This is a genomic window from Bdellovibrio sp. HCB288 (assembly GCF_047305935.1).
In the GTDB taxonomy this organism is placed as follows: domain Bacteria; phylum Bdellovibrionota; class Bdellovibrionia; order Bdellovibrionales; family Bdellovibrionaceae; genus Bdellovibrio.
Genome location: NZ_CP178619.1, coordinates 2,198,349 through 2,211,339 on the forward strand (window position 1 = coordinate 2,198,349; position 12,991 = coordinate 2,211,339).

Below are 12,991 nucleotides of genomic sequence, written 5' to 3' on the forward strand. Positions count from 1 at the left end.
ACTAACGAGAAACAGGAATTCCCATTTCTTTCGCGCCGTACTGTTGAACCAGTACGTCGCCGCGACCATCTGGCACAGTCACAACAGTGACAGACCAAGCCGGCAATACCAATGAAGTCAAATTAGCAGAGCCTTTGGAGCCTTGAACATTCAACTTCGGGTTGTGAGCGACTGTGTCTTTGTTGACCAGGATGATGTTTGTTCCGTTGTTCGTTTTAACGGAGTAAACATTCACAGAGTCACCATATGTGTCTGTGGACGACACAACCTGACCCAGGTAGTTGTTCGAGAACAAAGAGAATACATGGTACAGGCGAGTTTTTCTTTCGCCATTGATCATGCCCCATGCATCGCCACCGCGCGCACCTTGCAGGAAGGAATTCACGAACGTGTTCACACCAGCTTCACCAACACGAGCCACCAGGTCCGCAAGGTAAAGAGGGCGCACGATTGGGTGGTATTCAACGTTTTCAGTGGAATCCACGCCGAATTCAGTGACTGCGATTTTTGCGGATGGATAGAAATTATCTCTCCAGCCTTGGAATTTTTGAACGATATGAGGAGCCATGTCTTTCGGAGACGCAGAATCATACTTGTTGATATAATCCCAGCTGGTCCACAAGTTCACAGACTCAAGCATACCGGCAACATTTTGACGGCCTGTAGTGTCTTTGATCACGCTTTCAGAATCTGCAAATTGAGATCTGAACAACGGGTAATAGTGCCAAGTCAGGTAATCCAAAAGTTTGTAACCTTTAGGATTGATCGTGCGATCCTGCTCTGCAGCCGCAAGACGGTTCAGGAAATAAGGGATGAATTCAGAGAACTGACCAGCACCGTAAGAGCAGACATAGTGACCCGGAACTTGATAGTTCACAGTGCAATCTGCCGGGTGAGTGGTTTGCCAGTTAGCCCAACCCTGAGCTGTTTCCGGACCCCAAAGTTTTAGATCATTGGCGTTGCCGCTGATGGATTCCTGCGCATCACGAAGAGCGATCGCGTACTTGATGTACTTGGCGATGTATTCGTCAGCAGAAGGAATTGCCACACCGTGAACGTCCTGGGAGTCCCAAGGTTCGTTGCCCATAAGGATGTGCTTAACGCCCAAACCTTTTTGGCCGTTCAAATATCTGATGGCGTTCGCAGCGTGAGTTTCGTCAGCTGTGTTCATCATTTTCAAGTGACCGTTGGAGTTATAGTCCGGTTGCGGCCCCATCATGTTCACTTGGAACATCGGTGTTGCTTTGTAACCTTGTTGAACCAACTCAATACGGGTTGCCAATGGGGAATAAACCTTCTGGATGCCAGTGATGGACTCCAGGTACATGTTCAAGTCCCAGTTGTAAACGGAGTGCAGGTTACCACCGAACTTAACATAGTTAAGATTCAGCGGTGTCACCAGGTGTGTTTTTGGCAAACGGCTGAAACCATTTGTATCAGCACCGTAAAAGCTTTTTGCGATAAAGATGCCGTTTTTATTGTTTGTATCAACAACGACGGAACCGTCATTTTCCACAGAGGAAGTATTTTGGTTCAGTGTATAGCGGCTGATATTTGCGTGAGCAACAGCAGTAAAGCTCACGATCGAAATAAGAGTAATCAAGTGTTTCATATATTACTTTCTTGCTTTCGTGCTTTGCTTAGTTGTTCACACAGCTAGGTGTATAGCCGTATTTTTGGTTTTTATAGAAGCGGTTGATTCTTTGGCCGGAGACTTCAAAGCTGAATTCCATACCGCAAGTTTTACCTTGCTCGTAGAACGCTTTGAACACGCCCGGATTGGACCAAACTGCCTTACCAAGATTTGCCATGCCTGCAGCGAAACCGCTGCTGTTACGACCCATGGAGGACTTGATTTGAGCAACAGCTTTCTTGATGCCTGCAAATGCGCCGTTAACAGAGTTGCCGCGGCAAGCTCTGTCCTGACCGGAAGCATTGTTCGGATCATAGCTGGAAGAACAGTCGTTCATTGATTTGATGTTGCCATCAATGATCGTCGCACGAGCCTGAAGCTTGTTCAGGAACTCATTGCTGTTGTTACCCAGGCCGATGATTGCTCTCATGTATTCATCAGACAAGTTCATCTGAAGGATGACTTGGTTGTATTTAAGAGAGCTGGAAACGCTTGGTACGTTTACGCAAGTTTCTGCTTCATTGGAGAAACCAGTGATGTCTTTGGCGAATTCAATCTGATTTTCCAGACGGTTTTCCTGACCCCAGTCAGATTGGTAAGCATGTTTAAACTGACCGTAGAATTTCACGGATGTTTCTTTTGCTAGGATCGGACCGGAAGTATTTGAAGTCATACCACCTTTGAAAGAACGCTCGCGCTTGTAGTGCAGGCCAACCAGACGGCTTGCGGATTGTTTAGTGTAAACACCGTAGTCTTTAACCACGTGTTCGTCCCAAACAGAAAGTTCCTCTTCGTGGTTGTAGTCCTTACCTTGGGAGCCACGCAAAGAGATGATAGGGATGAATGGAGTGGAAAGACTTACGCCGAAAGATTTGCCGAATTTGCTCAAAGTCGTATCAGCAATTTTCATCACACCAGAACCTTCGATTCTTGAAAGATCGTAGGCTTTTGTAGTTTCACCAGCCATGAAGCGTTCGAAAGCTTCAACGTTTTGTGGACGGGAAAGGTCGAACTCGTAGTTGAAGCCTTTCGCTTTTTCCATAACGATGTCAGCACCCACGTTCGTATAGAACATGCCTGCGCCCACGCTGATGGATTTTACGTATTTTTTTGCTCTTTCAACATACACTTTGTTTGGAGCGGTTTTTTCAAGGTAATTTGCCCAGCCACCAGTCGCGACTGCAAATACACCCACGCCGATTGGCTCAGTGCCAGTACCAAGATAGAAAGAAACGCCCCCTTGGGATTCCCAATAAGCAGAATCTTTAACATCCCATTTGCTCAACTCACGAGCAGTCGTTGGAAGCTTTTTGTTTTTTTCAGCTTCAAGTTCTTTCAAAGTGCGAACTTTGCCGAAAGTGATACCGAAGTTGTTAACCATAGGTCCGATGGAGAATGCAGCCCAAACTTCATTTCTCGGGAACCATTTGCCAATAGAGGCAGTGGCATTTGCATAGAAGCTGTTTTGAAGAGCGACTTTATAGTCCGTCGTCAAAGCGCTGTCGACCTCAAGAGTCGGGCACATAACATTCTTGGTTGGTGTGTTGTTTACGATTTGGTTCAACCAATCGTAATTCAAGTACCAACCGTAACCCGTAGACATATCATTGCCGATGTCATGAGCCTGTGCGCTGTTGACGGTCATCAAGCTCGCGCAGAGAAGGGCAAAAGCCATTTTCATAAAAACGTTCCTTTATATTCTGTGAAATTCCACCAAAGGCGTTCCCAATACCAAAAAATATTGTCAAAGCACATCGGAAAGTGAGGAATTATTAAACTATTTGTAATTTGTATCCTTAGCGATGCCCATTTGCTCAGCGCCGAATTTGTTAACTTCGAATCCTTTCGCGAACCTAGATGGATTCTGCTCCAGTTTCAGGATCGAAGTTGACCAGCCAGGAACTACATAAGTAGCGACCTTGCGGGCATTGCCATTTTTAACGTAAATTTGGACCGTTCTGTCCGCAGGGCTCTTATTTACGATAGCAACGTTCACATATTGAGCGCCGGCTGTTGCATACGCATTAACCACATCACCCATATTGTCTTCAGTAGCGACCATCGTGCCTTTGAAGTGATTTGTGTAAAGTGCATAGGTGTGGAAGTTGTTGGTTTTCTTAGTACCACCATCCAGCATTGCCCATGGAATATTGGATCCTTCTTTATTGCTCAACGCAAAGTTATTAAAGAACGACACGCCTTCTTTTGCCGCGATACCCAGAGTGTCTGCGATGTAAAGAGGACGGATGATTGGATGGTATGTGTTGCTTCTCCAGTCAGAATCCACTGCGAACTCATTGATCACAAGTTTTGCGTTTGGATAGTAAGACTTCAACCAGCCCTTCATGCGAGGGATGATGTTTGGGTTCGCATTTCTGTATGAACTGATGTCGATAGTGTTTGTGTATGTAGGATCATGAAGGAGGCGAGTGCCTTCCAGGATTTTGGAAACCCATTGGCGGCCTTCTGCATCTTTAACGATGGAGTTCACGTCATCGATTTTTGTTCTGAAGTTTGGATAGTAGTGGAAAGCAAAGTTATCCAAAAGCTTGTAGCCTTTTGGATTTACTGCAGGATCCTTTTCCGCTTTTGCCAGACGGTTTAGGAAATAAGGGATGAAGTGTGTGAAGCTGCCGTCTTCGCCGTATTTACATTCAACTTGACCACGAACAGTCGGGCTCCATTGGCAGTCCTTTGTGAAGTTGCCAGTGTTCCAATCCAACCAAGAGGAGGAAATTTCCGGGCCCCAGATTTTGATGGAGTTTGCGTCGCCAGTGTTTTCTTCCTGAGCTTGGCGTACTGCCACTGCGAATGCGATATATCTTTCGATGTATTCGTCAGCAGAGATACCGCTGTCTTCAGTGTAAGCTTTCGTGTGAGGATGAGTTTCATGCCATTGTTCAGGTTCATTGCCCAAGCTGATGTCAGTGATGCCCAGTTTTAGCTGGCCATTCAAAACTTTGATCATTTCGTAGGCGTCAGCCGCCGTGAAAGAGTTTTTCAAAAGTACGCTGTTGCCTTCAAGCACGGGTTGATAGCCTGAAAGGTTGATTTGATAGATGCCGCCCACTTTGTATTCACGAAGAAGCGCTGCAATCCCACCAAGGCCCAAAAGATTGTGCACACCTGTTTTTGTGTAGCTTAGATTGTTTTTCCAGTTGAATACGTCGTATTCGTTACCGCCGATACGGATACGACCAATGCCCAATTCCTGAACCAAATTTGCTGGAGGAGGTTGAGAGAATGAATCCAGGTGCGAACCGTAAAACGCACGATCAATGGTTTGGCCTTTTTTGCTCAAATCCACGACGATTTTGCCGGCAATGTCTTTCTTCTCGTTAAAGTTGTAAGACTCTGTTGTGCGAACGATACCAGTGCTGCTGCAGGCAGTGGCAGTGATCAACAAGCTGCTGCAGAACATGAACGCTTTAAGCGCTAAGGATTTTTTCATATCAAACCTCGTGAAATTTGGGCGTAACGGTTTTTTTGTGGGCAATTGTGAATAAGGCCTGCCCGCAAAACAGGCAAGACCATTTTAAATAAACTTGTTACAGATTGATGATGTTAATTAAGCCAGCGATACTACAAGAGATTTCGCAAATGGCCCTCTGGTAAAAATTACGGGATTTTCCATATGGATCCCGGATTTCACCTCTTTTGGGAACATCTTTGGCTGCAAAACCTAAAAGGAAGGTTTTGTCCGCGTATTGGGGGAACTCTTCCTTAATACGCAGCCAGTGCTCATTCTCCATGACCAGAATGGCGTCACTGGATTCAAACATCTCTGTTGTCACTCGATGAGAAGACCAATTCTCCATGTTGATACCAAGCTTACGGGACTCTTCAACCATCACTGGATCCGCCGGTCGGTGATCTTCATGATGGAATCCTGCGGAGATAACTTCGATGCTGGAGTTCGGTGCCATTTGTTTGAAATATCTTTCAGCCAGTGCACTGCGGTTGATATTTCCATAACAGATGAACAGAATTTTTTTGGATTTGCGCAGGCGATTTTGTGCCTTGCCTGTCGTCCATGCGAAACGATGATGTTGCAGTTGCTTCAGGACCGTCAATATCGCTTTCACGCGGTCCAGATAGCTGGAACCGATTTTGATAATGTCAAAAAGCCCCGGAACCGGGTCGTACCATTTCTCAACATCCAGAACATGATGAATCGAGAAGATGCGAAGAGCATCCTTGATCATTTCCTTTTTGTTTTCCCACGGACCCTTGAAACGACGAGGAGCTTCACCGCGTACAATCTGCTCGTACCACTGCAGGTCGTTCTTCAGATTGCGTGCGAAAACTTCAGGCTTATATGGATTGGTTGAAGTGGCTTTGCCTTCCAAATGCATCTCGACCAGCATTGCTGGGAAGTCTGCACCAGCGCCCACTGCAAGCGGCAGAGATCCCCAGAAGCGGCCATTGATTTCAACCAGAATGAAACGACCTGTCTGTGGATTCCATTTGAATTCAACCATGGCAACGCCGGTCCAATTCAAAGCGCGCATCAGGCTTTCTGTTGCGGCAAGCAGAGCGGGCTCCAGAGTCACACTTTTACGTAAGCAACTCGCACCACCTGTCAGTGGAAGTTCGTGCAGACGTTGATGTTGGAATGCGTAAAGGATTTCACCATTGGATGCCAGAACCTCAACCCCTTGACCCTGACCCTGGAAATATTCCTGAACGATCACCTCGCCGAAATGCAGAAGGTTTTCAATCTTGGTGCGAGCCTGGTCCAAATCGAAGGCATACTTTACTTCAAGTTTTTTGCGTCCTTCTTTACCAGTTCCGATGGATCGACCTGGTTTTAAAACCAAAGGTCCTTGTTCCAGAAGTTTATTAATGACGGCGGTCTGCTCCAGAAAAGCGCGGCCGTCCTCTTGTGTGCTTAAAGTAAAGTTGTTTGGTAGAGGCAAACCCAGCTGCATGGCAAGGTCTGTGGTTTTGTTTTTGTCTAAAACCGTTTCCAAGGCTTCGTTGGAAGCCATCGCCAGTTTTCCAGCATTGGCATGATTGCGTAATTTCATCAGGGGAACCAAAGTTCTCTCGGTGACGGGAATGACTAAATCAAAACGGTCGCCGGAAAGGGCGAACTCGCACCAAAGCAGAAAATCTTTTTCAGACTTTAAAGGATCCGGATGAATCATTCGGCTGCGAACGAAACGGGAGGTGCTGGCGATGCCGTCCTCAGTGGGGCTTGCCACATGAACATTCCAGCCTTTTAGTCCCAAAGATCTGACAATTGCCAGACTGGAAACCATATCGCCGTCAAGAATCAGGATGTTTTTATCTGAACGTGCCATTATTGATTCACCTTAATATCCTTACAGTAGTCAAATACGGTCACCGACCCATTGCTGTGCAAATGGTGAGTGCCATAAATGTCTTTAAAGAAATCAGCTTTGATATTCGCAATTGTTTTTTCCGTGTAGTTCGACTCGGTCATTTCCAAAATCTCGTGAATGCGGGAGCTCGCCCCGTAAACACCGAACTCCTGAGATTGAGAAACGCGGTACACTTTATTTCCATCACGCAAAAGGCCACCATTGCGGGCCTTCAGAGGATCTATCACCAGTGGATTCATGGGATGAGGAATCCAGGTCTCACTTAGAGGAGAATCGGAATAGAATGCATGAAGCTCGGTGCAGTTGTCGTTTTTTTGAAGTGAATCGATGTTTGTAAGCATCCACCATTTGCCGTTTTCAGAAAGCAAAAGACTGTCCACGGCCGCGATGTTTTTCATCAGGGCCTTTTCAAATTCCCATTTCAGCGGGAACTCCAAACATTTATAAATGCGAATCTCCCGGGAGCCGGAGGTTTCCGGGCACATGTACAGATTTCCCTCGTATTCAAATAAATACGGAAACGACATATGGAAGGTTTCTTTGATCACCGCGCCCAGATTGATGGCGTGTTGATCTTTAAGTTCAAAGGCCGTGATGTGACCCAGATTGGTTTTATAGTCATATTCTTCGACGAAACAGATATCACGTCCATCTTTGTGAATGACAAAGGGGTCTGCAAAGAACTGGTCATTGCGATGTTCAAAGACCAGGCCTTTTGCCAAATTCAAAGGCTGCCAGTCGCCGCGCAGGAATGCGACATTCCAGTGTTGGTCTTTCTTCTGCAGGGCTGCGACCTTTTGCTGAAGGGTTCTGAAAACCCGTTTTGTGATATATCCGGCAAGTCCAAATACCGACGGATAACTGGAATGCAATTCTGATTCAACTGCACTCTGCAGGTGAGACCAGTTGAATTCCGGGTGGGTTTGCTTTTTGTTCAGGAATTTATGCAAGTAGGACAAAGCCTTGCGACTGACGTAAGCTTGATTCAGCAGAAAGCTGGATTGAGTCAGCAATCGGCCGGTGAACACTGTTTGTACTGAAGCTTTGGTTTGTAACTGAATCGCAAACGGTGTGACCGCTTTTTTGCCATAGACTTCCCAAAAACCCGCAAAGGTGGTTTTTGGTGAAGGTATTGCAGCGTTAACTAAAAGCGCTCCATGTCTGGAGATACCCAGGATGTGCTCAGGAACTGATTCTCCCATCAAAGAAATAAGATAGTCCACAGAGTCTGTCGCGTAAGGCGCCACGGCTTCAAGTTCGCGCAATTCCACCTCGTTCAGATGTCCGCGATAGGAGGTGGAGTTCAGGTAGCGTTCGTCCATACGAACGACGATGTTTGCGAGTTTTCTGAAAATGAAGCCAGCAGAAGCGCTGTCACCTGAGTCCTCTTTTTTTACCAACAAGACTTCCATGGTCGCAGAAGCGCGCAACGCCTCGATGAACTCAAGGGCGTACTTGGAGTTGGTTTTTTCAGAAACGATCAGGCCGACTTTCACAAATTACATCCTTACGGAAGTCATAATCACATACGAAGTGTTATCGTTGTTGTAGATCTCAAATGACTTAAACGAGGGATTGGATTGAGCTACGCCAAACGAGAGGTCAATGTTGTCGTTCACAGAGTAGTTCAAATTTGTTTCAAGAAGCTGAAAGGCTTCGTGGCGTTGATGCTCCTCGTCCGTGGCGTTGTAAAACTCATCTTTGATGCCCACACCCTGGGAGATATTCAGACGATCACCAAAATACTTGGTCAGGCGCAACCAATGTTCGATTTGCCCATTTTGAGTGGCTTTTAGTTTCGGAGTCTTGCCTTCATTGGAAGTATAAGTGCTGTTCTTTTGCGCCAGAACCCATCCACGCGTGTAGTAGCTCACGGCAAAGGCCTGCGGCAGATCGCGCGAGGCTTCAAAGTCCAAACCCACACCGCCATAAGTTTCAGCTTCAATCTGATCCGGTGCTGTTGGCGCAAAGAGTTTATAAATGCCCTTCGTTTTAATATCATAGGGCAGACTGAAAGGGTTCTTATCGATCAATGCTATATGAGAGTCGGCCAATTCCGTTTTTGCCGGCATCTCGTAGCCATAGCGAACACCTTCAGTGTCGTAGGTGAATGTTGGGCGCAGACTTGCAGTAAAGCGGGGATTGATTTTGTAGTTTAAGGCAATCAGGTTGTACATGTACACACTGCCGTTACCGGTATTAAAGTCATTCACTTCGCTGGAATAGTAACCAAAGTAGCTGGCGCTGATCTGACCGTTCCCCGTGGGAACCCAAGCAGAAATCGATGGAGCATCAGCATTGGCTGAGGCCGTATAGGGGCTGAGCAATAGTGCCAGGGTAAGCAGTTTTCTCACTGTGATTTCTCCGTTTGAAAATGAGCCCTTAGATTTACCCTCTGTGAACGGGCATTTAAAGGTGCTCCACGAACTGATGTAATCTTTGCAGAAGGTGTCCAAAACCCTGACAGTAGAGGGGCACTGGTACTTTTTTCAGTTCAGGGGAAAGGCTTATCTTAAAGGACTCATTCTATGCGAATATCCCCGGAATCATGTGTATCAGTCGGTTGGTCTTTGGCATCATTTCGGGCGCGTTGGTGTTCCTAGCGTGTTTATCTGCTTCGGCAGGTTCTATGGTCAATCTTTGTGATCGTGGAGCCGTGGGCGTTGCCATTGCCAGGACCCTAGGGGCTTCAAGCTGTCAGAGCGTCCCTCGGGAGCCGATGGCCCAATTGCGCTTTTTGAAGGTGGAGGGCTACCAACCCGTCCTTGAAGACGGTGTATTTGCAGGGCTGACATCGCTGGTGTCGTTGATCCTGGATTCAAATGGAATTCACACTATTTCCAAAGGGGCCTTTGCAGGCCTTGGTCAGCTTCAGGAATTGTCTTTGCAAAACAATAAAATTGAGACCTTGCCGATAGGTGGCCTAAAGCCATTGATAAGTCTGCGCCGTTTGCAGTTACAAAACAATCAACTCGGGAAGCTATCGTTTGAGGCCCTTCAAGGCGCCTCTTCGGTTGTCGTGATGAATCTGGAAAACAACCGCATCGCAGAGATCGAAAACGGTGCCCTGGGGCAAATGTCATTGCTTCAGGTTTTGAATATGCGGAACAATAAATTGAGAACGCTGGATAGGCTGGGTTTTGCGGGGGCTGATTCCCTTTCCCACCTGATTGTCGATGCAAATCAAGTTTCGATGATCCAGGATGGAGCCTTTGTCGCTCTGCCAAGTTTGAAGATACTGGATATACATGAAAATCCTTTGCAGGAAATTTCCCGAAGCAGAACCGGCTTGGGCTTGGACACCTTTGTCGGTGGAGTAAAGGTGAACCCCTAGATGCAACAGCACAAAGAAGGCTTTAACAGAGTGGCTCTGCTGACGGGAGCCCGAATTTTCGGGGTGATCTTCTCGTTTGCGATTCCCATGTACCTGGGCCGTCATCTTGAAGTCGACACCTACGGAACTTATAAACAGGTCACCTTGATATACTGGTTTGCACAAGTGGCTCTGAACCTGGGGCTGGATGATTCGGTTTTTTACTTTCTGCGCTGGGATCGTAAGAACTTTCCTTTGTTCAGCTTAAACGCACTGGTCTTTAACGTCCTCATGACGGGCTTTTTGGCGTTGTTGATGACGATCTTCCGTTTCGATATTGCGGCACTTCTAAACAATCCGGATCTGGCTCAGTATCTGCCAATCCTGGGATATCTGATTGTCGTCACTCTTTGCTCCTTGCAGATCGAAGGATTTTTAATCAACTTCAATCGCTTTAAGGAACGTTTGTATTTGGACGCTGGAACTGAGCTGCTGAAATCAGTGGCCATTATGGCAGCGTTCATAATGTTCGACTCGATATTTATTGCTTTGGTATTGCAATCCACATTGATGACCCTGCGAATGATCTGGATGGTCTACACGATGCACACCCATAAGGTGCGCGAAGGTGTGCGCTACCGGGACGCTTATAAGTTCTTTATGGATCAGGCGCGCTACGGATTGCCTTTGGGCGTGTCGCGAATTGTTCAGAATATTCTGAACATGGAAAATCTGTTTATTTCCTCATTTTACAACGTCAGACAGTTCACGTTCTATTCTGTTGGATGTTTTGAAAACCCGATTGTGAACTCGTTAAGAACGTCCCTTTATGAGTTGGTAAATATCGAGCTGATCGATAACGTCAAAGGCAAGAATCTTAACAAGGCAGCGGAAACCTGGAAACGCATGACTCGCAGTCTCTTCCTGGTGGTGATTCCATTTACGATCTATATGATGTTCTTCGCCAAAGAAATGATCGTATTCATATTCTCTGACAAGTATCTGGAAAGCGTCCCATATTTCATGGTCTTTAACTTTTATATTTTTATCGCCTGTTTGAATCCGGAACCCTTGTTCCGTTCAACTTCGAACACGGGCTACGCCTTAAAGATTAAAATCTTTGGGGTGATCCTGGGGCTGGGCATGATCATCGGTGGAGCCTATTACATTGGCCCAATGGCCGTGCTGTGGGGTAAAATTCTGGCCGTGGCCTTTATCAATATTTCGGGCTTGTTCATTGGTGCGAGACTCTTGCAGACCAATATTCTGGATCTTTTCATGTGGAAAGATCTGGGTAAGACGGTATTCCTGTCGGTGGTATTTGCGATTATCGCAAGGGCGGCCTTCTATAATCTGACCTGGCATCCATTCTGGGTGTTGGCGGCCAGCTCCAGTGCTTATGCCGTATTCTATTTCTTTTTCGCCTGCCGAATCAATTTGGTCCGTCGCGAGGAAGCAGAGCATCTGTTTTCAATGGTTAAAAAGTTATTCATCAAACTTCGCTTGGTGAAAAAGATCGAGGTGGCTCATGACTAAGAAAGTTTTAATCGTTGCACTAGCAAAGGATTGGACGGGAATCAGTCGCTTGCCATCAGGACTTTCGCGCGCTGGATTCGAAGTCGTGGCTCTGTGCCCTGCGGGCAGCTATCTTTCCAAAACAAAATACCTTAGCCAGGTGATGACTTACCCAACCTTTACCTACACACGTTCCAAACTGGTGTATGGGTGGATTCTGGCGGCGATGATGCGGTTTAAAGCTGACATTGTCGTACCCGGCGACGAAGACGCACTTTTGGCGCTTCAATCCCTTGCAAACTCATTGTCTAAAATTCCGGGATTCAGCTCCTATGCAAAACAGCTTCGTCGCTTTATGGCACCAGCGGAATTTGATCAAGTAGTTCTGAACAAATCACGATTTGTGGAGCATTGCCGTGAGTGGGGAGTTCGGGTTCCTAAAAACACCCGCGTGGAAAGTCTTGAAATGGCATTGCGTGAAGTGCCGTCATTTGGATATCCGGTTGTGCTTAAATTCGATTTTGGATATGGCGCCTCTGGTGTCACCATTTGCCATAGTGAAAATGACCTGCGCAAAGGGTTTGCCAAGCACTCCACGGCGGGCTTTAGCACCAAACTCAAGTCTGCCATCAAGCGAATGCTTTTTGTTGTTCAAGAAGCTGATCAAGCCGGAATTTCCTTACAGCAGTATATCACGGGTCAAGTGGGACTGGTTCCTTTCGTCGCAAATCAAGGCCAGGTGTTTGCCATCAATCCCATGGTGAAAGTGAAGACCTATCCGGGTGAAACGGGTCCCTCCAGCGTGGTGAAGGGGATTGATAATGCCGAAATCCGCAATGCTGTTACGACTGCCGCGGCGAAGTTGAATTATTCAGGATTTGGGGCTCTTGATTTTATTATTGATCAAAAAACTCAGGATGCTTATGTGATCGAAATGAATCCTCGTCCGGTACCATCCTCCCATTTCGGTGGGGATATGTGTGCAGAGGATTTGTGTGTGTCTTTGTTTGCAGCATTGAACGACCAGGGCCCCAAAGCAGCACCATCGTTTAAACCTTTTCTCGTCGCGCTTTTCCCGAATGAAAAACGCCGTGATTCAAAAAGTCCGTATCTGACGGAAGCCTATCACGATGTTCCAGTGGAAGATGCAGAGCTGCTGGCGGCTTTGGACCGCCAGTAGAT

Annotated in this window: 9 protein-coding genes; 3 read left to right on the top strand and 6 right to left on the bottom strand. The window is 46.7% G+C overall.

Going from position 1 to position 12,991, the window contains the following annotated elements; all coding sequences use genetic code 11:
* Nucleotide 1 precedes the first annotated feature (1 nt).
* The 6 genes from ACLVWR_RS10785 to ACLVWR_RS10810 all read right to left on the bottom strand — a co-directional run bounded on the left by ACLVWR_RS10785 (nucleotide 2) and on the right by ACLVWR_RS10810 (nucleotide 9,335).
* The gene (locus ACLVWR_RS10785) at nucleotides 2-1,612 is read right to left on the bottom strand and encodes a glycoside hydrolase family 44 protein (RefSeq protein WP_413580660.1); all 1,611 of its coding nucleotides are present in this window, start codon (nucleotides 1,610-1,612) and stop codon (nucleotides 2-4) included.
* 28 nt (nucleotides 1,613-1,640) lie between these two features.
* Nucleotides 1,641-3,314, bottom strand: a complete 1,674-nt coding sequence (locus ACLVWR_RS10790) for a hypothetical protein (RefSeq protein WP_413580661.1) — start codon at nucleotides 3,312-3,314, stop codon at nucleotides 1,641-1,643.
* A gap of 96 nt (nucleotides 3,315-3,410) precedes the next feature.
* Nucleotides 3,411-5,084, bottom strand: coding sequence for a glycoside hydrolase family 44 protein (locus ACLVWR_RS10795; RefSeq protein ID WP_413580662.1), 1,674 nt, complete (start codon nucleotides 5,082-5,084; stop codon nucleotides 3,411-3,413).
* Between the two features lie 97 nt (nucleotides 5,085-5,181).
* Nucleotides 5,182-6,939, bottom strand: a complete 1,758-nt coding sequence (locus ACLVWR_RS10800; protein WP_413580663.1) for an ATP-grasp domain-containing protein — start codon at nucleotides 6,937-6,939, stop codon at nucleotides 5,182-5,184.
* Nucleotides 6,939-8,477 carry a hypothetical protein gene (locus ACLVWR_RS10805; RefSeq protein WP_413580664.1) on the bottom strand — a complete coding sequence of 513 codons (1,539 nt, stop codon included), beginning with the start codon at nucleotides 8,475-8,477 and terminating at the stop codon, nucleotides 6,939-6,941. The genes ACLVWR_RS10800 and ACLVWR_RS10805 overlap by 1 nt, the downstream gene beginning before the upstream one ends.
* Before the next feature lie 3 nt (nucleotides 8,478-8,480).
* Nucleotides 8,481-9,335 carry a hypothetical protein gene (locus ACLVWR_RS10810; RefSeq protein WP_413580665.1) on the bottom strand — a complete coding sequence of 285 codons (855 nt, stop codon included), beginning with the start codon at nucleotides 9,333-9,335 and terminating at the stop codon, nucleotides 8,481-8,483.
* Nucleotides 9,336-9,610: 275 nt separating this feature from the next.
* Here ACLVWR_RS10810 and ACLVWR_RS10815 point away from each other — a divergent pair, with 275 nt between their 5' ends.
* Genes ACLVWR_RS10815 through ACLVWR_RS10825 form a run of 3 tightly spaced genes read left to right on the top strand, consistent with a single transcriptional unit; the run spans nucleotide 9,611 to nucleotide 12,989 of the window.
* On the top strand, nucleotides 9,611-10,315 hold the full coding sequence (locus ACLVWR_RS10815) for a leucine-rich repeat domain-containing protein (RefSeq protein ID WP_413580666.1): 705 nt from the start codon (nucleotides 9,611-9,613) through the stop codon (nucleotides 10,313-10,315).
* The gene (locus ACLVWR_RS10820; protein ID WP_413580667.1) at nucleotides 10,316-11,830 is read left to right on the top strand and encodes a lipopolysaccharide biosynthesis protein; all 1,515 of its coding nucleotides are present in this window, start codon (nucleotides 10,316-10,318) and stop codon (nucleotides 11,828-11,830) included.
* On the top strand, nucleotides 11,823-12,989 hold the full coding sequence (locus ACLVWR_RS10825; protein WP_413580668.1) for an ATP-grasp domain-containing protein: 1,167 nt from the start codon (nucleotides 11,823-11,825) through the stop codon (nucleotides 12,987-12,989). Before ACLVWR_RS10820 ends, ACLVWR_RS10825 begins: the two co-directional genes overlap by 8 nt.
* Nucleotides 12,990-12,991 lie beyond the last annotated feature (2 nt).

Bases quoted from the DNA above. Each gene is read 5' to 3' on its own strand.
- ACLVWR_RS10815 (WP_413580666.1), top strand. From the start codon at position 9,611: ATGGTCAATCTTTGTGATCGTGGAGCCGTGGGCGTTGCCATTGCCAGG.
- ACLVWR_RS10800 (WP_413580663.1), bottom strand. From the start codon at position 6,939: ATGGCACGTTCAGATAAAAACATCCTGATTCTTGACGGCGATATGGTT.
- ACLVWR_RS10825 (WP_413580668.1), top strand. From the start codon at position 11,823: ATGACTAAGAAAGTTTTAATCGTTGCACTAGCAAAGGATTGGACGGGA.
- ACLVWR_RS10820 (WP_413580667.1), top strand. From the start codon at position 10,316: ATGCAACAGCACAAAGAAGGCTTTAACAGAGTGGCTCTGCTGACGGGA.
- ACLVWR_RS10785 (WP_413580660.1), bottom strand. From the start codon at position 1,612: ATGAAACACTTGATTACTCTTATTTCGATCGTGAGCTTTACTGCTGTT.
- ACLVWR_RS10795 (WP_413580662.1), bottom strand. From the start codon at position 5,084: ATGAAAAAATCCTTAGCGCTTAAAGCGTTCATGTTCTGCAGCAGCTTG.
- ACLVWR_RS10790 (WP_413580661.1), bottom strand. From the start codon at position 3,314: ATGAAAATGGCTTTTGCCCTTCTCTGCGCGAGCTTGATGACCGTCAAC.